Source organism: Acinetobacter sp. WU_MDCI_Abxc222 (genome assembly GCF_025514755.1).
GTDB classification, from domain to species: Bacteria; Pseudomonadota; Gammaproteobacteria; order Pseudomonadales; family Moraxellaceae; genus Acinetobacter; species Acinetobacter geminorum.
On the sequence record NZ_JAHPVG010000017.1, the window covers coordinates 1 to 19,403 of the forward strand.

The 19,403-nt window shown below is 39.2% G+C and carries 17 protein-coding genes; 8 read left to right on the plus strand and 9 right to left on the minus strand.

What is annotated here, in order from left to right:
• The 3 genes from KTJ10_RS16770 to KTJ10_RS16780 all read left to right on the plus strand — a co-directional run.
• On the plus strand, positions 1 to 4,505 hold a 4,505-nt coding region (locus KTJ10_RS16770), incomplete at its 5' end, for a BapA/Bap/LapF family large adhesin (protein ID WP_316249919.1).
• Between the two features lie 144 nt (positions 4,506 to 4,649).
• On the plus strand, positions 4,650 to 6,305 hold the full coding sequence (locus KTJ10_RS16775) for a poly alpha-glucosyltransferase (RefSeq protein ID WP_262442479.1): 1,656 nt from the start codon (positions 4,650 to 4,652) through the stop codon (positions 6,303 to 6,305).
• Positions 6,302 to 8,032, plus strand: a complete 1,731-nt coding sequence (locus KTJ10_RS16780) for a CapA family protein (protein ID WP_262442480.1) — start codon at positions 6,302 to 6,304, stop codon at positions 8,030 to 8,032. Before KTJ10_RS16775 ends, KTJ10_RS16780 begins: the two co-directional genes overlap by 4 nt.
• Here the strand turns inward: KTJ10_RS16780 and KTJ10_RS16785 are convergent.
• Entirely contained in the window at positions 8,029 to 8,745 is a 717-nt protein-coding gene (locus tag KTJ10_RS16785) for a metalloprotease (RefSeq protein ID WP_033848001.1), read from the minus strand. The two genes, KTJ10_RS16780 and KTJ10_RS16785, sit on opposite strands and share 4 nt — an antisense overlap.
• 82 nt (positions 8,746 to 8,827) lie before the next feature.
• On the opposite strand from KTJ10_RS16785, the gene KTJ10_RS16790 reads away from it, so the two are divergent.
• Entirely contained in the window at positions 8,828 to 9,157 is a 330-nt protein-coding gene (locus KTJ10_RS16790; RefSeq protein ID WP_086264497.1) for an MGMT family protein, read from the plus strand.
• A gap of 73 nt (positions 9,158 to 9,230) precedes the next feature.
• On the opposite strand, the gene KTJ10_RS16795 is transcribed toward KTJ10_RS16790, so the two are convergent.
• From KTJ10_RS16795 to KTJ10_RS16805, 3 genes are all read right to left on the minus strand, one after another.
• Entirely contained in the window at positions 9,231 to 9,668 is a 438-nt protein-coding gene (locus tag KTJ10_RS16795) for a universal stress protein (protein ID WP_060464906.1), read from the minus strand.
• Between the two features lie 121 nt (positions 9,669 to 9,789).
• Positions 9,790 to 10,422, minus strand: a complete 633-nt coding sequence (locus tag KTJ10_RS16800) for a CatB-related O-acetyltransferase (RefSeq protein WP_262442481.1) — start codon at positions 10,420 to 10,422, stop codon at positions 9,790 to 9,792.
• Between the two features lie 105 nt (positions 10,423 to 10,527).
• The gene (locus KTJ10_RS16805; protein ID WP_081309553.1) at positions 10,528 to 10,920 is read right to left on the minus strand and encodes a RidA family protein; all 393 of its coding nucleotides are present in this window, start codon (positions 10,918 to 10,920) and stop codon (positions 10,528 to 10,530) included.
• 139 nt (positions 10,921 to 11,059) lie between these two features.
• On the opposite strand from KTJ10_RS16805, the gene KTJ10_RS16810 reads away from it, so the two are divergent.
• The gene (locus KTJ10_RS16810; protein WP_262442482.1) at positions 11,060 to 11,647 is read left to right on the plus strand and encodes a TetR/AcrR family transcriptional regulator; all 588 of its coding nucleotides are present in this window, start codon (positions 11,060 to 11,062) and stop codon (positions 11,645 to 11,647) included.
• Positions 11,648 to 11,728: 81 nt separating this feature from the next.
• On the opposite strand, the gene greA is transcribed toward KTJ10_RS16810, so the two are convergent.
• From greA to carA, 3 genes are all read right to left on the minus strand, one after another.
• A complete protein-coding gene (greA, locus tag KTJ10_RS16815; protein WP_002115570.1) occupies positions 11,729 to 12,205 on the minus strand; it encodes a transcription elongation factor GreA in 477 nt (158 codons plus the stop codon).
• Positions 12,206 to 12,292: 87 nt separating this feature from the next.
• On the minus strand, positions 12,293 to 15,523 hold the full coding sequence (carB, locus tag KTJ10_RS16820; RefSeq protein WP_005067595.1) for a carbamoyl-phosphate synthase large subunit: 3,231 nt from the start codon (positions 15,521 to 15,523) through the stop codon (positions 12,293 to 12,295).
• Between the two features lie 14 nt (positions 15,524 to 15,537).
• Positions 15,538 to 16,677: a glutamine-hydrolyzing carbamoyl-phosphate synthase small subunit gene (gene carA, locus KTJ10_RS16825; RefSeq protein ID WP_016146221.1), complete on the minus strand. Its 1,140-nt coding sequence runs from the start codon at positions 16,675 to 16,677 to the stop codon at positions 15,538 to 15,540.
• 124 nt (positions 16,678 to 16,801) lie between these two features.
• On the opposite strand from carA, the gene KTJ10_RS16830 reads away from it, so the two are divergent.
• Complete coding sequence (locus tag KTJ10_RS16830; RefSeq protein WP_002115567.1) at positions 16,802 to 16,960, plus strand: hypothetical protein; 159 nt, start codon at positions 16,802 to 16,804, stop codon at positions 16,958 to 16,960.
• 29 nt (positions 16,961 to 16,989) lie between these two features.
• The gene (locus tag KTJ10_RS16835; RefSeq protein WP_262442483.1) at positions 16,990 to 17,577 is read left to right on the plus strand and encodes an apolipoprotein A1/A4/E family protein; all 588 of its coding nucleotides are present in this window, start codon (positions 16,990 to 16,992) and stop codon (positions 17,575 to 17,577) included.
• A gap of 59 nt (positions 17,578 to 17,636) precedes the next feature.
• Here the strand turns inward: KTJ10_RS16835 and KTJ10_RS16840 are convergent, their stop codons facing one another.
• Positions 17,637 to 18,173, minus strand: a complete 537-nt coding sequence (locus KTJ10_RS16840) for a DOMON-like domain-containing protein (protein WP_130173308.1) — start codon at positions 18,171 to 18,173, stop codon at positions 17,637 to 17,639.
• A gap of 16 nt (positions 18,174 to 18,189) precedes the next feature.
• On the minus strand, positions 18,190 to 18,513 hold the full coding sequence (yhbY, locus tag KTJ10_RS16845; protein ID WP_002115576.1) for a ribosome assembly RNA-binding protein YhbY: 324 nt from the start codon (positions 18,511 to 18,513) through the stop codon (positions 18,190 to 18,192).
• 199 nt (positions 18,514 to 18,712) lie between these two features.
• Between yhbY and rlmE the strand changes: the two genes are divergently transcribed.
• Positions 18,713 to 19,363, plus strand: coding sequence for a 23S rRNA (uridine(2552)-2'-O)-methyltransferase RlmE (gene rlmE, locus KTJ10_RS16850; protein WP_000235573.1), 651 nt, complete (start codon positions 18,713 to 18,715; stop codon positions 19,361 to 19,363).
• The last annotated feature ends 40 nt before the right edge of the window (positions 19,364 to 19,403 follow it).

The window sequence follows — 19,403 nt, forward strand, 5'->3', positions numbered from 1 at the left end:
TTGCAATTACTACTGATGATCTAGCTCTTGCGGCAGGTGAAACAGCGAACATTAGCTTCACGTTCAGTGAGGCAGTAGCAGGCTTTGATGCAAGCGACATCACGGTTGTAGGCGGTACATTGACTGGCCTGACTACGACTGACAACATCACCTGGACAGCGGTGTTCACACCGGACGGCACAGGCACAGCACCAAGCATTAGTGTTGCTGATAATACTTACACAGACCTTGCAGGTAACTTGGGTACAGGTGATGTACTTGATGGTACAGACGGTTTTGTTGTAGACATTGTTCCACCAACACTTGCAATTACTACTGATGATCTAGCTCTTGCGGCAGGTGAAACAGCGAACATTAGCTTCACGTTCAGTGAGGCAGTAACAGGCTTTGATGCAAGTGATATCACACTTATTGGTGGTACATTGAGTGCGTTGGTTACAACTGACAATATCACCTGGACAGCGGTGTTCACACCGGACGGCACAGGCACAGCACCAAGCATTAGTGTTGCTGATAGTACATATACAGACCTTGCTGGTAACTTGGGTACAGGCGATGTACTTGACGGTACAGATGGCTTTATCGTTGATCTTGTTGCACCAGTGGTTGGTTTCACAGATGTAACTACTAATGATGATACGCCTCCATTGACCGGTACGATCGATGATCCTACTGCAACAGTTGTCGTGACTGTGGATGGTGTGGATTATCCAGCGACTAACAATGGCGATGGTACTTGGACGCTTGCAGACAATACTTTGCCAACACTCGCAGATGGTCCACACACAGTGAGCGTAACCGCAACAGATGTGGCAGGTAACATATCGAATCCGGCAAATGGTACGGTAACGATTAGTTCTTCCAGTATCTTGGCCTTTGATAACACTGATACAGCTGTACTTGCTCCTCAACCATTGCTTGTACAAGATGATGCAGCACTAGGAAGCAACACATATCTAGCACTTGTATCGCTTGCTGGACTTGATTTGCAGTTAGGATCAGAGTCAATTGGCTTTACAGTGGGTGCTGGTCAAGAAGGCAATGCGACCTTTACTTATAGTGCTTTAATTGGAGTGGATGCATTATCTGATTACTCTCTAGTTGTTCAGAAATTTGATACAGCAACAGGTCAATGGACTGCGATTTATGGTGGTGGCCAAGCGGATATTCTTGATCTTACTTTACTAGGTTCAACACCTGGTGTAGTGATTGATGGGTTAGAAGAAGGTCAATACCGTGCATTTATGACTTATAACGGTCTTCTAGGTATTGGTTTACTTGGCACCTTAACAGGCACAATGGATGTTTATGACACAACACAAGTAGGTGGATACTACACCGAAGTTGCCGATGGTAATGTTATTACTGATATCAATACCAGTGGTGAAATAGACATCGTAACTCCTACGACTGTAGTTACAGCGGTAAATGGTCAGCCTGTTACAGCGGTAGATACTGTGATCAACGGGTTGTATGGTACTTTGGTAATCGATCCAGACGGTACATACACTTATACTCCTACTGCAAGTGCAGCAGGCGTAGGTCAAACAGATGTATTTGTCTACACATTAACTGATCCTGTAACTGGTGATACGGCTCAAGCAAATCTCAATATTCAATTGAGCTCTGTGAACGCGGTGGATAATGTTGTAACCGCAGAAATTAATCCAGAGCCATTGCTTGTTGCTGATGATGTAGCGTTAGGTAGTGCGAATTATCTTGTAGCTGTATCGTTAGCTGGTCTGGATTTACAATTACTCGCTGATGAAGCAATTGAATTTACTGTTGATCCGAACCGTGAAGGTACAGCAACGTTCACATTCGATGCCATAATCACAGCAGATTTACTCAGCGATTATGCGATTGTTGTTCAGAAATTTGATGAAGCAACAGGTGAATGGGTATCGATTGGTGGTACTAACCCAGAAGCATCACTCATTGATCTATCACTTATCGGTGGTACGCCAACAGCTGTTCTTGAAGGATTGGATGCTGGTCAGTACCGTGCATTCATTGGATATGAAGGTTTAGTCGGTGTAGGTTTAGGCGGAACATTAACTGGTACGATGGATGTCTATAATCCATACATCGTGGCAGGTTACTCTGTTGAACCGATCTCTGGTAATGTCATCAAAGATGCAAGTCTCACTGGTGAAGTTGATGCAGCAAGCAGCAGTGCTGTGATTTCTCAAGTGAATGGTGTTGCGGTTGATCCAGTTGCTGGTGCAACAATCACCGGTACATACGGTACATTGGTGATCGACCAAGATGGTAACTACATCTATACTCCAACTGTAGACGGAGCAAACCTAGGTCAGGTAGATCAATTTACCTACACCTTGCTTGATCCTGTAACAGGCAACACTTCTGAGGCAACACTTTACGTTCGTCTCGATAGTAACAGTGTAGATATGACTTGGAACGATGCAGATCCATCTCAACCAGCTGTAATTACTAGCCCGCTTCCAGTAGATGCAATGGATAACGTTGCTTCGGCTGAAATAGACATGGTTTATCCTGTAACAACTGAGGTACTTGATAATGCGATCAGCTATAACTGGTTACTCGGTGTAGGTGGAATTGTTATCGGTTCTAGAGAAGGTACAGCGACATTTACAGTTGATCCAGGTAATCTGACTGACGCCATCATTGCAGTGAACTTTGGTTCGGTTGCTACGGTTGTCGACGGTTTACATGTGGTATTAACACGAGTAAATCCAGATGGCACTCGTACTGTAGTTGCGGATAGTTCTGATACTGGCGTAATTGACTTGTTAGGTATCTTTGGTTCCGAAGTTCAATTCAAGATTGATAACTTAAGTGCCGGTACTTATGAGTTGTTCATGGAAAGCAACACATTACTTACAGCTCTAGGTAGTGTTACTGCGGATATCACACTGAATCACGGTGATATCACTCAACCGCCTGTACTGGTTGTTGACCCTGTAACTGGTAATGTACTTGCTGATGATAACTCTGCGGTTTACGGTACAAACTATGTGCCGGACTACATTACGACAACTTCAGTAGTAACTGCTGTTACAGCTGAAAATGGTAATACAACTACAGTTGTAGCGGGTACTCCAGCAACGGTTATTGGGGTATACGGAACTCTGACTATTAATGCAGATGGTACTTATAGTTATCAGGCAACTGCGGATATGGCGAATGTAGGTAAAGTTGATAGCTTCACTTACACAGTCACAGATCCAGTGACTGGCAGAACTGATACCGCGACATTACATGTTCAAGTTGGTTCGCCAGATGTTGATGTCACTTGGAATACAGCAGATCCTTCGGCAGATGCTACTCTTCCAACGCCATCAGTAACACCTGATACAGATGATGCAACAATCAGTATGGAACCAGTGGTAGATCCTGCTGTAGACGTGTTAAGTGGTAATGTGACCATTGGTAACTTAGTCGGTTTCCCAATTCCACTTCCTGTGCTCAGTAGTACTGTAACCTCAGACCAGTTTGTGATTGCTGCTAATACAGTAAGCGATGTACATGTACAGTTAAATTACACTGCAACGTTGAGTCTTTCTGCTTTCCCAACAACTGGATATACAATTCAGCAGTTCGTTGGTGGAACATGGGTAGATACAGCATACTCTGGTTCTGCAACAGCATTAGCAGGTGTTTTGGGTGCTCCGGCATTCTCGGCAGATGTTCCTCATTTAACAGCAGGTACTTATCGAGTTGTATTCAGTTTATCAAGTGTGCTTTCATTAGGTGTAGTAACTCTAGATTCTGTAGTAACAACTACAGCGACTCATCTAGACCAATACACACCAGATGGTCAAACAGACTGGATTACTGGCAACGTTCTTACTAATGATGTGGTAGAAGGTACTCAGCTCTATGTAATGAACTCAACAACTGGCACTTATGAGCTAGCTGCTGGTCAAGGAGTGAATACAGGTGAAGGCACATTGTATCTATACAATGATGGTTCTTACTTCTATAAACCATTAGATAGCGCGGCAAATGCGACTGTTGATGTGATTGATTACAAGTTGGTTTCAGTGATTGATGGTAGTGAATATGCCTCTACATTGACGATTAACTTGAGTCAAGAGTTGAATAGCCTTGCGGTAAGTACTGCGACAAATGATACATTTGCTCTCGGTAATGGCTCTGATACCTTGATCTACAACACATTAACAGCTGCAAGTGTCACTGATGCAACTGGTGGTAACACAACAGGTGGTGGTGTAGATGTATGGACTGACTTCCATGTAGGTGATACTGCAACAGATGATCAAGCTGATAAGATTGACTTAAGTAACTTGTTAATTGGTTCTCAAACTAACTTAACAATCGGTCAATATGTGACAGTAAGTTATGATGCTGGTACTCAAACTGCGACAATCAGCGTAGACCGTGATGGCGGATTACTCATCGAAGGTACTTACACTGAAACGCCATTGCTTCAATTGACTAACCTTACAGGTCCTGTGACATTGAATGACTTGATCAATAATGGTCAAATCATTTTCTAATCTAACAATCGACTTATAGAAAAAGGGCCTTCGGGCTCTTTTTTTTCGTCTAAACAATACGTTCACTTAGCGTTTCACATGTTCATGTTATGATGGATTGAAAACTTTATAGAACAACAAATAACGGATAGGGACTGATTTCGAGTGACGGCTTTTTTAAACTTCCAAAGACAACTGAACCTTTGGTTAGAACATATCGCTCCACATGCTTCCGCTTTTCAGGATGAAACAATTTTATTTATATCTTATGGGCCTAAAGACCAAAGATGTAACGTATGGCATAGTGAGAAAACAAACTTTTCTCAAGCAAAAATACAATTATTAGCTTTCATTAATGACCAGTTTGCACATGAGTCACTTGTTGATTATATAAAAATTGATGTTGCATATAATTTAACGAAACAAGCTTGGAAAGTAGTAGAGCAGCAAGTCCATCATCAATTTCACAATAACCACTACCGTAAAGGTATTGGGTTTGATGAAAAGTGTTCAGTAGCTTTTCTTGAGCAAGAGATTTATGGAAAGGCAATTATACGAGGTTTGAGCTATGACAAACCCAACTTTTTTGATGAAACAAATCTGAATTATGCAATTAAGCAAAAATATAACGCTACTAAACCACAGATTAAACTACAAGAGCTACAAGACATTTGGACTTTTGATACCTACGCAGCATTTTATGAAAATGGGCAATTCATTAATTTAGCGAGCGGTTATGATGCGAATGGTATTAGGGCGATTTCGAGCAATAAGAAACAGCATTTTCAGTCGTTAATTGAAAAAAATTCGGCATTTTTGCATGATCAAATTCAAGAAAATGGCAAATTTATCTATGGCTATTTTTCTGCCTATGATCGCAATATTCGTAACTACAATACGGTACGCCACTGTACTTCAGTGTATGCATTGCTAGAAACATTTGAAGTGCAGAGTAAGCCAGAATATTGGCCCAAAATACATGCTGCTATCCAATATGCACTGACCAACTTTTATAAAGAAAAAGATTCAGAAACTGCTTTTATGATTGATGGTAAAGAAGGGGAGTTTGAAATTAAATTAGGAGCCAATGCGGCTGCTATTTTAATGTTCACTAAATATCAAGAAATTACTCAAAAAACTGATTATCAAAAATATGCAGAGAAATTAGCAAATGGTATTTTAAAATTAGTAAATTCAAATGGCTCAACAACTCACGTATTAAATTATCCAGATTATGACTTAAAAGAAAAATTCAGAATTATTTATTATGATGGTGAAGCTGCTTTAGCTTTATTAAGGTTATATCAAATTAATCAGGATAAAAAATTATTAGAAACTGTTAAATTAATGTTTGAATATTTTATTGAAAATAGATATGAAAAATATCATGATCATTGGTTAAGTTATTGTACCAATGAGCTTACAAAAATATGCCCTGAAGATAAATATTTTATTTTTGGTTTAAATAATTATTTAAAACACTTTATTTTTATTCGTAACCGAAAAACAACGTATGCGACTTTATTAGAAATGTTAATGGCTGCTTATAAAATGGTGAACCGTTTAAAAGAGCAGGGGCGCACAGCACTTTTTGAGCAAGCTTATATGCATGAGCTTCAAAAATTAATTGAGTTTAGAGCTGATTTTCAAACGACAGGTTTTTTTTATCCGGAAATGGCTATGTATATGGCGCGACCAGATAAAATTTTACATGCATTTTATATTCGTCATGATCGTTTTCGAGTACGTATTGATGACCAAGAGCATAACTTATCAGGTTATATCGCTTACGTAAAAGATTACAAGGGATATGAGCCATGAAGTATCAACCCGTTGAGATCAAACTATTAGCTCATATCGATACTACAAATTTTGATGAAGCTATATGGCAATTCGAATTTGACGATGACATCTCCACGTTATTGCTGATCGACTATGCATTAGAACAATTTCAGCAAAAAAGTGTACTGGCTCAAGACGTCTATGTTGTGCCACAAAATATGAGTAAGTACATTGGGCAGCAAAATTTAGGTTTAAAAGCATCTGAAAAGTATACATTTACCGAGTTATTGCAGTTCTTAATTTTTACTCAAGCAGCAGATGTAAAAGATGCTTTTATTAGGATGCTCTGTGGCACAAATGAGCAAGCATCTTTAATTTTCTCTAAAAGAGCCGCTACCTATAACTTAACCCTAAAAAATGCAGGTGCCCAAAATCAGTTAAAGCATTTGTTTTTATTGCTCAGAAAAATTTATAGCTATTCCAATGAAATAAAAAAACTCTTCTTTATAAAAGAGCTGAATTTTCAAGGAAAGTCTTATCTTCCTTCGACATCATTAATGGCACAGAATGTAGTAGAGGTCTTATATCTTACAAATTCTTTTAGAAAAATTTATCTCACGTTCTTTGAAGAAAACCAAGCGATTGGTTTCTTTTCATTTTTAGATGATATTCGTCGTGCTGAGCACCTGGTTCCTTACTATCATTGTTTTCAAGCACAGAACGTACAACCTAAAGTTTGCTCTGCTCCAAGTGGCATTATTAACATTTTAGGGGATACCTACTTTGGGGAAATCTACACTGAAAAACGTAAGGCTAGAGGGCAAATAGATGCTCTGCAACAGTATGGATATGACTATTCTTTTAAAAAAATAAAAGCTTTTTTAGGTGAACATGACTTAAATATTGCTAATTTTGAAGCGGTATTTTCTTTAGAAAACCAATCTCCTTTAGGTCATAAAAAGCCATTTATTCTTAAAGCTGATTCTGAAAAAACATTAGCAGAATTCAAAAATATTCACCTTCATCATGTGGTGTTGGCAAATAACCATCTAAAAGATTATGGGGATCGTGGGCTGACCTATACATTACAACAGTTGGATCAAGCTAACATTTCTTATATCGGGGCAGGTGTAAACCAAAAAGATGCTCATAACTACTTTCAACTCTCTTTTGAAAATAAGCGTTATGCTATTTTTAACGGATACTGGCACAGAGACACTGCCTATCTCGATTATGATTTTTATGCTTTAGGTCATAAGAGTGGGGTCGCGTGTTTAAATGGTGTTTTGCTTGAACAAATAGGTCGCTATAGACTGATTCATCCTGAACATAAAATTATTGTTATTTGCCATTGGGGTGTCGACTTTAAGCCAATTACAAAAGAACAGAGTAAGCTTGCTACCATTCTAATCCAAGCTGGCGCTGACCTGATCATTGGCCATGGTGCCCATACTATTCAACCTGTCCAGATCATCAACCAAAAGCCAGTCGTGTTTGGTATTGGCAATGCTGTGTTTAATAGCAATGGTGAATATGCAAAACACAATGCTTTACCATTTGGCTGTATAGCAAGGTTAGATTTGTCAAAAGACTTACTTCGCCTTTATCCAATTTATGCCAATAATTTGAAAACATTTTGGCAGCCTTATCCAGTCAATGCTGAAGATTTCTTCAAGGCGAGTACCTACATGACATCTTTACTGACCCCTGAAAATTACATCGCTACCCAAGATAACTTAGGAGCATATATTGAAATTAAATTTTAGGGATATTGTTTGTACGTTGATAAAATCGTTTGAAGTTGTACCGGCGTAAATCCTAAATTTCTTAAGCCACCACTGCCTAATTTACATTCAGCGCTTGCCATGATGTTGGTTGGAGTACGTTTTGTAGCTTTTGGCGCACAAACATGTTTTAGACCAAACACATGTCCCATTTCATGCACGCTACCAGCCTGAATATTATAATTGAGGCGGTTCCAGTCTAATAAAATAAAGGGTTTGCCATTATTACGAAAGGCTCTACTCGTTACATCTTCAAATTTCCATTTCGTTGAATAGGCATCATAAATAAAAACAATCACTTCTTTACTTGCAGTTCGTTTTGGAAAACACGTATTTACACTGGCAGGAATAGTTTCAATCGTAATTGGGTAGGGCTGATTAATCTGTTGTTTTAAATCACAATGTAATTTTGAAAACTCTTCATAAGGAATATAACGATGTAATTTAAATTTAAAAATTTTATTATTTTTATCATCCACATAGTATCTATTTAATATCTTAATTTCCTTACGCATCTGTTGATAATTATCAAACTTTGTTGCTTCTGGAGAATTAGTTGTAAAAACAAAAGTGACTGGAATAATAGGGCGGCCATCTGTGGAGACTTTAGGTGCTTCTCCTAAAGGAAGAGGGGGACGTGTTGTACAGGACACGCAAAGTAAAGTCCCAGTAACTACCAGTAATGTTTTTTTCATGCAGATTTCCCTCAAGCCCACCTTGGATTGCATTTAGTTTTATTCAAAAAATTTTTATATGATATGAATTATGTCAATTTTTATGGAGTCCACTTTGACAACTCAGTATGAACTACATCGGCAAATTTTAGAAGTCATTGCTTTGATTCCTTACGGAAAAGTTGCAACGTATGGACAAGTGGCTCGTATGGCAGGATTACCAAAACATGCGAGATTAGTAGGCTATGTTTTAAAACATCTTGAAACTGATCATCAAGTTCCTTGGTATCGTGTGATTAATTCTCAAGGAAAAATTAGCCTAAGTAAATTTAATGAAAAAGGTGAAAATATTCAGCAATTAAAATTGGAAGCTGAAGGTGTTTATTTGTTAAATGGTAAAGTTGACTTAAAGCAGTTTGCTTGGCAGCCTTAAATCTATTGAAAAAAGTTTATTTATCAAAAATTGCCTAAATTATTAAGATTAACAAGATAGGCAATATTGAAAATTATCGAACAATTAACACGGGAATATGGCTTTCCCCTAAAACTTTTTGTGCCACACTCCCTAAAACGAGTTTTCGTACCCCCGTGCGCCCATGAGAGCCCATTACAATCAAATCTGCATTTAAGTCTTGGGCAGCCTGAATGATTTCCTCATGAACGACAAAACCTTCCAGCAGTTTAGTCTCAACGGTAATGCCTTCATTGGCAAACTCTTGTTTTGCGTGTTCTAAAATATCGAGTAAATAAGTTCTTGTGCGTTCAATCAAATCATTAGTTTGACCAGTTTTTACGTAGACATCAGCAATAAAAGGATCAAGTGCCATCACTTGTACAACTGTAATTTTGCTATTTAATGCTTTTCCCAGTTTAATGGCCTCTTTCATGGCGACCATAGAAGTTTCAGAACCATCAATTGGTACTAGAATATGTTGATATAACATGAGTATTTTCCTTATTGTAATGATGCTTATTTATTAATACTTTATACCTATTTTTTGACGATTTAAATTCAAGCACGTAATCATTTGTGATTTTATAACGACAAATTTTGTAGATAAATTTTTATAAATTGCGCAAATTTTCTATATGTGTAGATAAAGCATCAATATCGTCAGTTTGAAGATATTCACGTATTTTCAAAATTTGCTTCTCATCTAAATCATAAAGTTTTAAAGCAAGTAGTTTGTCAATTTGTTCTTGAGGAAAGCGATATTTAATAATTTTCGCAGGTACTCCACCTACAATTGCATAGGGGGGCACATCTTTAGTGACTACAGCTCCGGTTGCGACCACTGCGCCTTCACCAAGTTTTACACCTTGCATAATCATTGCACGGCTTCCAATCCAGCAACCATCTGCAATTATAGTGTCACCAGCCGCTAAAAAACTTCGGGTATCAAAAGGGAAAGTCGAAATCCAATCTGGCCTATGAAGTTGATTGCCACCCATCATGATCACACACTCAGCGCCAAAACAAACAAAATTGCCAATATAAAGTTGGTCAATCGGTTTCTCTGGCGTTGAAGCTTTGTCATGTAAATAACGTACAACACAACGTTCAAAGCCTTGATCCCAATAAGCTGAATAATAAGAATAATTTCCTTTAACATGGATATTTGGATTTTTCACAGTTTTGGAAATAAGCTCAAATTCGCACCAATGACGAACAGGGGAGTTAATTAACTTTTCAGCCATAAGGGAGATATAAAAAAGGGAATACACCATTATACCGAATTGCGATTCAAGCTGAACCAATAATCTCAGCTCAGCCAATGAATCTAAAGTACGTGCTAATTTGAATTAATTATTATGAGGAATACGTGCAATAACTTTAATCTCAAAATCAAAACCAGCTAACCAAGTTACACCCACAGCGGTCCAGTTGGGATAAGGATTTTGTGTAAAGATTTGATTTTTAACTTTCATAATGCTTTCAAACTGCCGTTCAGGATCAGTATGAAAGGTGGTGACATCAATAATATCATCGAAAGTGCAACCAGCTGCTTTCAGTGTCTCTGCTAAGTTTTTAAAAGCTTGTATTACCTGTTTTTCAAAATCAGGTACAGGTGAGCCATCTTCAAGGCTACCAACCTGCCCTGAAACAAAGAGTAAATCTTTCGATTGAATTGCGGCTGAATAACCATGCTGTTCATATAAGGCATGGCGGTCTTTAGGAAATATTGCAGTTCTCATCAGTTTTGTTCTCCATCAGTATTTAAATACCAATCAGTAAATGTCGCTCAGGTTTCACATACGGTTCGTATGTAAACATAATTGACATACGAACCGTATGTCAATTAAAATTTTTTGTGATGATTAGCTGGTGAAAGACATGTCTGTTCGTGAACAAAAGATGGCGGAAACCCGCAAGAAACTAATTGAAGTAGCACGTCGTGCATTTGCTGAATATGGTTATGCAGATACTTCAATGGATAAACTCACGGCAGAAGCAGGGTTGACTCGTGGGGCGCTTTACCATCATTTTGGTGATAAGCGTGGTTTATTTGCTGCAGTGGTCGATCAAATTGATTCACAAATGGCAGAATATGCCCAGCAGCATTTAGAGCAGCCTGATGATCTTTGGGAAGGATTGTTACTTGAAGGGCAGACCTATATTCAAAATGCTTTGAATCCTGAGTTTCAGCGTATTGTGTTGCGTGACGGACCTGCAGTGCTAGGTGATCCAGCGCATTGGCCTAGTCAAAACAGATGCTTGCAGTCTACCCGTAGGTGCGTTGAACAACTATTAGCAACGGATCGAATTAAAATTGTAGACTCAGAAGCGGCGGCAGTGCTTTTAAATGGCGCCGCCATGAATGCCGCATTATGGGTAGCCTCTAGTGAATATCCTGAACAGGTACTCCCTGAAGCATTAAATGCTTTTAAAATCTTTGCATCAGGCTTTCTAAAAAATGCCTAGTGAATTTTTTTAATATTTGTCTGAAATATAAAAAACCCCTCAACTGAGGGGTTTTATAGTTTAAGTATATCTATTTATAAATTAAAGATATTCTACACTTACGATTTCATATTCCACTTCGCCTTGAGGAGTAACGATTTTTACTTCATCGCCTTCACTCTTGCTCAAAAGGCCACGTGCGATTGGTGAGTTCACTGAGATTTTATTGATTTTAAAATCAGCTTCATCATCACCAACAATTTTATAAGTCTTGCGTTCTTCAGTATCAAGGTTTTCAATCGTTACCGTAACACCGAATACAACACGACCGTTTTGTTCTAAGTCCTTAACATCGATGACTTGTGAAGCACCCAATTTTCCTTCGATATCTTGGATGCGTCCTTCACAGAAACCTTGCTGTTCACGAGCAGCATGGTATTCTGCATTTTCTTTTAAGTCCCCATGTTCACGTGCCTCAGCAATTGCTTGAGTAATACGTGGACGTTCAACAGATTTCAGATGTTGTAATTCTTTCTCTAAGGCGATTTTACCTTCAGGGGTCATTGGATAACGTTGCATTTCGGTCCCTCTTAAGTTGAGAAAACACAGTTAAAAAAATGAAAAAATCCCGCCACCGATAAGGTGACGGGACTTATCGGTAAAAAATTAACCTACAGTTAAATCTTGCAAGCGGTATACATCCATTGGCAATTTCACAGCAAAGGCTTGGCAAACAGCTTCTGCGCCATTGATAGTCGTTGTGTAGTACACTTTGCCTTGTAGGGCAGCACGACGAATCATTGCAGAGTCATATTGAGCCTGTTTACCTTCAGTGGTATTGACAATAAGGTGTATTTCACCATTTTTCAAGCGGTCAACAATATGTGGACGACCTTCAGTAACTTTATTTACAGATTCGCATTCTAAACCTGCTTCTTTAAGCACTTGGTAAGTACCACCTGTTGCAACAAGCTTGAAGCCATATTCAACTAATTTCTTAGCGATATCGGCGATGTATTTCTTGTCAGATTCACGTACTGATAAGAAAGCATGTTTTACTTCGCCTTCAGTTGGTAAACCAGGTAAGCGTTCATTCGAGCCTAAAACAGCTTTATAGAATGCTTCACCAAATGTTTTACCTACGCCCATCACTTCACCTGTAGATTTCATCTCAGGTCCAAGCATAGGGTCTACGCCTTGGAATTTAGCGAATGGGAAAACGGCTTCCTTCACAGCAAAGTGAGTTGGAATGATTTCTTTAGTAAATCCTTGAGACTCAAGAGATTGACCTGCCATACAACGCGCAGCAACTTTCGCTAAAGAATCACCAATACACTTAGATACGAATGGAACTGTACGTGAAGCACGTGGGTTAACTTCTAGAACGTAAATATCGTCACCTTTTACAGCGAACTGAACGTTCATCAAGCCAACAACGCCAAGTTCTTTTGCCATCGCAATCGTTTGACGACGCATTTCATCCTGAATTTCTTTAGATAAAGAATAAGGAGGAATCGAACATGCAGAGTCACCTGAGTGAATACCAGCTTGTTCAATATGCTGCATGATACCGCCGATCACAACGTCTTTACCGTCAGATACACAGTCAACATCAACTTCAGTTGCGTCATCTAGGAAACGGTCAAGAAGAACAGGGGCCTCATTAGATGCCTGAACTGCTTCACGAAGGTAACGTTTAAGTTCTTCTTCGTTATATACGATTTCCATTGCACGACCACCTAATACATAAGATGGGCGAACAACAAGCGGATAACCTACTTTTGCAGCTTCAGAGATACCTTCTTCAGCAGATTTTACAATGCTGTTGTTTGGTTGACGAAGCTGTAAACGTTGGATCATTTGTTGGAAACGTTCACGGTCTTCAGCACGATCAATCGCATCTGGTGATGTACCGATAATTGGAGTACCTGCTTCTTCTAAAGCACGTGCCAATTTAAGCGGAGTTTGGCCACCATACTGTACGATTACGCCTTTAGGCTTCTCTGTACGTACGATTTCAAGTACATCTTCAAGTGTTACAGGCTCAAAGTATAGACGGTCAGACGTGTCATAGTCGGTAGAAACAGTTTCAGGGTTACAGTTCACCATGATTGTTTCGTAACCGTCTTCACGCATAGCTAATGCAGCGTGTACACAGCAGTAGTCAAATTCGATACCTTGACCAATACGGTTTGGACCACCACCAATCACCATGATCTTGTCACGGTTTGATGGATTTGCTTCACATTCTTCATCGTAAGTTGAATACATGTATGCAGTACCAGATTCAAACTCTGCTGCACATGTATCAACGCGTTTGTAAACTGGATAAACACCCAAGTTCCAACGTTGTTTACGGAATTGCTTTTGTGAAATGCCCATAAGGTGAGCAATACGAAGGTCAGATAAACCTTTACGCTTGAACGAACGGATGTTGTCAGCGTTTAAGTCACCAAAACCTAAAGTTTTCACTTGAGCTTCAGTTTTAACGATATCTTGAATTTGGATAAGGAACCAACGGTCAATCTTAGTCGCTTCAAAAACTTCATCTAAAGAGAAACCATGACGGAAAGCGTCCGCTACGTACCAGATACGCTCAGGACCTGGAACTTTAAGTTCTTTTAGAATAATTTCTTTTGCATTTGTTGCACCAGCTTCGATTTTTTCATCAAAACCGCTTACACCAACTTCAAGACCACGTAATGCTTTTTGTACAGATTCTTGGAAGTTACGGCCAATAGCCATCACTTCACCAACAGATTTCATCTGAGTAGTAAGAACTGGTTCAGCTTGCGGGAATTTCTCGAAGTTAAAACGAGGAATCTTCGTTACAACATAGTCAATAGATGGTTCGAAGCTTGCAGGAGTTACGCCACCAGTGATGTCATTTTTCAATTCATCAAGGGTATAACCAACAGCAAGTTTTGCTGCGATTTTAGCAATCGGGAAACCTGTTGCTTTAGAAGCAAGCGCAGATGAACGAGATACACGAGGGTTCATCTCGATAACAACCATACGGCCGTCTTTCGGGTTAATACCGAACTGAACGTTAGAACCGCCTGTCTCAACACCAATTTCACGAAGAACTGCAACCGAAGCGTTACGCATCAATTGGTATTCTTTGTCAGTTAATGTCTGAGCTGGTGCTACAGTGATTGAGTCACCAGTGTGTACGCCCATTGGGTCAAAGTTTTCGATCGCACATACGATAATACAGTTGTCGTTTTTGTCACGAACAACTTCCATTTCGTATTCTTTCCAACCAATTAAAGATTCATCAATCAATAACTGGTGAGTAGGAGAGAGGTCAAAACCACGTTCACAAATCTCAAGGAATTCTTCGCGGTTATATGCGATACCACCACCCGAACCACCCATTGTGAATGATGGACGGATAATTACCGGGAAACCAAAGCGTGACTGAATTTCTAAAGCTTCTTCCATTGTTTCAGCAATGGCAGCTTTTGGACATTCCAAGCCAATTTTACGCATAGCGATATCGAAGAGTTTACGGTCTTCGGCTTTCTCAATTGCGTCTTTAGTTGCACCAATTAATTCAACATTATATTTTTCAAGAACGCCGTGCTCATCAAGTGCAAGTGCACAGTTCAACGCAGTCTGGCCACCCATAGTTGGTAATACTGCATCTGGACGTTCTTTTTCAATAATCTGTGCAACTGTTTGCCAAGTAATTGGCTCAATATAAGTTGCATCAGCCATTGAAGGGTCTGTCATAATGGTTGCTGGGTTAGAGTTAACCAAAATAACACGGTAGCCTTCTTCACGAAGCGCTTTACACGCTTGAGCACCTGAGTAGTCAAACTCACATGCCTGACCAATCACAATCGGGCCAGCACCAATAATTAAGATGCTTTTAATATCCGTACGTTTAGGCATTATTCGCTCCTTAATTACTGTTTAGATGCTTCGATAAGTTCGATGAAGTGATCGAACAATGGGGCACAATCATGTGGGCCTGGGCTTGCTTCAGGGTGACCTTGGAAGCTGAAAGCTGGTTTATCTGTACGGTGAATCCCTTGTAAGGTGCCATCGAACAATGATTTATGCGTTGCTTTTAAGTTAGCCGGTAAAGTTTCAGCATCTACAGCGAAACCATGGTTTTGTGAAGTAATCATCACTGTACCATCTTCAAGATTTTGTACAGGATGGTTAGCACCGTGGTGACCATGGTTCATTTTTACAGTTTTTGCACCAGAAGCGAGTGCCAAGATTTGGTGGCCTAAGCAGATACCAAATACAGGTAATGTTGTGGTTTCAACAATAGTTTTTACAGCTTCGATTGCATAATCACAAGCAGCTGGATCGCCAGGGCCATTTGAAAGGAATACGCCATCCGGATTAAGTGCCAATACTTTTTCAGCCGGAGTTTCTGCAGGTACAACGGTTAATTTGCAACCGCGGTCTGCAAGCATACGCAAGATGTTGGTTTTGACACCGTAATCGTATGCAACTACATGATATTTTAATTCAGGTTGAGAGAAGCCTTGGCCTAGAGTCCATGAACCTTCAGACCATTCAAAACCAGTTGGATCGCAACATTCTTTTGCAAGGTCTAAACCGTTTAAGCCACCAAAAGCGCGAGCTTTGGCAATTGCTTCTTCTTCAGTAATATTTTCGCCAGCAAGGATGCAACCATTTTGTGCACCTTTGTCACGCAAAATACGTGTTAATTTACGTGTATCAATATCCGCGATTGCAACAACGTTGTGCGCTTGCAGATATTCACTCAATGACTGTTCAGCACGGAAGTTGCTGTGTAGTAGTGGAAGGTCACGAATAATTAAACCATTCGCCCATACTTTATGGATACGACCAGATTCAACGTCTTCCGCGTTGCAGCCAGTGTTTCCAATATGTGGGTAAGTTAATGTCACAATTTGTTGTGCATAACTTGGGTCAGTCAAAATTTCTTGATAGCCTGTCATGGCTGTGTTAAAAACGACTTCTCCAGTCGTACTTCCCGTTGCGCCGATTGACGTTCCTTTAAAGATCGTTCCATCTGCGAGGGCTAAAATGGCGGGGGTGCTCAAACCAAAGCTCCTGAATTTCGGCTGTAAAAAAGCGAGTAGACCCAAAAAAGATAGGCGATGTTGTGATAAAACATGCCCCTCCCTATCGGTCTGCTCGCTTGTAACTTAACAGCGCATTATACGCATGGAACCTCAAAAAGTCTATTTATTTTCTGCTAAAAAACATAATTCATTGCTTGATTTTTACAAAAAAATTATCCGCTCATCCGAATCAGTTACTTTTGATAAATTGTCTAACAATTTGCTGGCTGAATTTTTAGAACTGGATTTATTGTATTGCTAGTTAAAAAATAAACAATATGAGGAAATAGCATGAGTAATGATCAAGTTTCAAAAGATGTGAGCGAGAAAGCTCAAGCAGTAGTTGATTCAGTAAAAGCTGAGGTGAATGAAGTGAAAGAAACCGTAGGTGCTACTACAACTAAAGCGAAAAGAACGGTAACTGCTAAAACTGCGCAAGTAAAAGAAAGTGTTGCCGAGAAAACTGAGCAGATTAAAGAAGTTGCTACAGAAGCGAAAACTCAGGTGAAAGAAGCTATCACTGAAACTCAAGAGCAGGTCAAAGAAGTTTTAAGTGAAACTCAAGAAAAAATTGAAGCTGAAACTCATGAGTTAAACAAGAATATTCAAAATCAATTTATTCAAATTAAACAAGATATTTTACAACGTCTTGATGTGATTAAAGCTCAGTTTAGCACTTCACAAGAAGGACTATCTGAACTTAAAAATGCTTTGAAAGCAGAAATTAATGCACTTATTGAAGATTTGACGAAAGTCAGTAAAGAACTTAAAGGTGATATTAGCCAGATTTCTTTGAAGCACAAAGATTCTTTAAGTGAAAGCATTAAACGTACTAAAAACAATGCAGTCGAAGCATGGAATAAAGCACGAGATAACTAATGATCTTAGCTTTTACCCAGCTATAAAAAAGCGAGAATTAATTTCTCGCTTTTTTATTTTTAAAACTGATGTAACCAGTCACGCTTATTATGGAAATCTGCACTTTTTCCACTATGCTGCATTGCATAGTACTGCATACCTTCTTTGGTTTTTAAAACTGCAGTTAAACCTAAATAAAGGTTTGCCCATTTCAAACGTTGCTGTTGCATAAATTGTCCCAAATCAAGACTAACATTTAAGCCATAATGAGTACGCTTGAGATGGTTCAGTTCGATATCGTAAGCAGCAAGGGGAGGCATACTTTCTGGATAGCGATATTCTTCAAACTGATAAGACTGCCATGCTTGAGAAGGGGAAAGGTTAATTTCCCGATAATAATCTTCATCATGCACGCCAACAAAAATTTCGAAACAAGTTTCTTCCCACAAAAAATCCTGACGAGGATGAGCCGTGACTTCTTGGGGCCAGACAATGAGTTGATTTGGATCACGAATCCAAAAACCGACATTTAAGGTGTGCGGTGCTTGCTGTTCAATTGCACCAACAACAGAAACAGCATGAAAACGATCAAAAGCTGAAAGTTCGTAACTTGCCATAGTTTGTCAAATCAAATTAGTTTGCTAAATGAGCGTGGCGAACAAGATTAGACAAATGCTGGTTTTGCTTAGCTGCTTTTTTGTAAAGTAAAACAATTTTACCAATCTTTTGCACAGCTTCTGCGCCAGTCGCTTCTACAATTGCATCAATTACAGCAGTACGTGCTTCACGGTCTTCACCAGCAACTTTAACTTTGATAAGTTCGTGGTCGTTTAAAGCACGAAGAGTTTCTTCGATAACAGCATCTGTTAAGCCTTGTCCACCAATCATGACAACCGGATTAAGCACATGACCAATTTGACGTAAACGTTTACGTTCATGGATAGATAAAGCGGCCATTAAAAATACCTGATTTTAAAAACGACTTAGTATAGCAAAAAACTTAAATTCAGATGTACGAAAAACTGTATAAATAATCGATCAACATTATTGGAAAAAAACTGTAAAACTTGGTGAGATTACGCTACATCCGTACTGTAATGAGAGTAATTTTCACGTACAATGAACGATCAGAAGTTTTTTTGATATTTAGTGAGTTATGGCAACACGCATTACAAACCAGAAATTGTCGAAAAGTAGTCGTGCGTGGATGAGGGAACATCTAGACGATCCTTTTGTAAAAAAAGCACAAAAGGAAGGGTATCGTGCGCGAGCAGCATATAAACTTCTTGAAATCCAAGAAAAATATAAGTTGATCAAGCCAGGCATGACGGTAGTCGATTTGGGTGCAGCTCCTGGTAGCTGGTCTCAAATTGCTGGAAAACTTGTGGGTAGCAAAGGTTTAGTGATTGCTTCCGATATTTTGCCCATGGATGCTTTGCCTGATGTCACTTTCTTACAAGGCGACTTTAGAGAAGAAGCTGTATTTGAAAAATTGTTAAATATTTTAAATGGGCGACAAGTAGACATTGTAATTTCTGATATGGCCCCCAATACATCAGGTAATAGGGCTGTTGATCAACCTAGACAGATTTACTTATGTGAACTGGCTTTAGATTTTGCTCAAAAGGTTCTTGGTCCTAATGGACAGTTTGTGGTTAAAGTGTTCCAAGGCGCAGGATTCGATGAGTTTCGTAAACAAGTGGTTGATAGTTTTGATGTGTTAAAGACAGCAAAACCAGCAGCTTCTCGGGCGCGCTCTAAAGAAGTTTTTTTGGTTGGACAAGGGCGTAAGAAAGCATTGCAATAAAGTTTACTTGCCAAGCTCCTAAAAATTGTGCATTTTGTAC

Excerpts from the sequence above, each read along its gene's own strand:
- KTJ10_RS16780 (WP_262442480.1), top strand. The coding sequence starts at position 6,302 with ATGAAGTATCAACCCGTTGAGATCAAACTATTAGCTCATATCGATACT.
- KTJ10_RS16785 (WP_033848001.1), bottom strand. The coding sequence starts at position 8,745 with ATGAAAAAAACATTACTGGTAGTTACTGGGACTTTACTTTGCGTGTCC.
- KTJ10_RS16790 (WP_086264497.1), top strand. The coding sequence starts at position 8,828 with ATGGAGTCCACTTTGACAACTCAGTATGAACTACATCGGCAAATTTTA.
- KTJ10_RS16795 (WP_060464906.1), bottom strand. The coding sequence starts at position 9,668 with ATGTTATATCAACATATTCTAGTACCAATTGATGGTTCTGAAACTTCT.
- KTJ10_RS16800 (WP_262442481.1), bottom strand. The coding sequence starts at position 10,422 with ATGGCTGAAAAGTTAATTAACTCCCCTGTTCGTCATTGGTGCGAATTT.
- KTJ10_RS16805 (WP_081309553.1), bottom strand. The coding sequence starts at position 10,920 with ATGAGAACTGCAATATTTCCTAAAGACCGCCATGCCTTATATGAACAG.
- KTJ10_RS16810 (WP_262442482.1), top strand. The coding sequence starts at position 11,060 with ATGTCTGTTCGTGAACAAAAGATGGCGGAAACCCGCAAGAAACTAATT.
- greA (WP_002115570.1), bottom strand. The coding sequence starts at position 12,205 with ATGCAACGTTATCCAATGACCCCTGAAGGTAAAATCGCCTTAGAGAAA.
- carB (WP_005067595.1), bottom strand. The coding sequence starts at position 15,523 with ATGCCTAAACGTACGGATATTAAAAGCATCTTAATTATTGGTGCTGGC.
- KTJ10_RS16830 (WP_002115567.1), top strand. The coding sequence starts at position 16,802 with ATGGAACCTCAAAAAGTCTATTTATTTTCTGCTAAAAAACATAATTCA.
- KTJ10_RS16835 (WP_262442483.1), top strand. The coding sequence starts at position 16,990 with ATGAGTAATGATCAAGTTTCAAAAGATGTGAGCGAGAAAGCTCAAGCA.
- KTJ10_RS16840 (WP_130173308.1), bottom strand. The coding sequence starts at position 18,173 with ATGGCAAGTTACGAACTTTCAGCTTTTGATCGTTTTCATGCTGTTTCT.
- yhbY (WP_002115576.1), bottom strand. The coding sequence starts at position 18,513 with ATGGCCGCTTTATCTATCCATGAACGTAAACGTTTACGTCAAATTGGT.
- rlmE (WP_000235573.1), top strand. The coding sequence starts at position 18,713 with ATGGCAACACGCATTACAAACCAGAAATTGTCGAAAAGTAGTCGTGCG.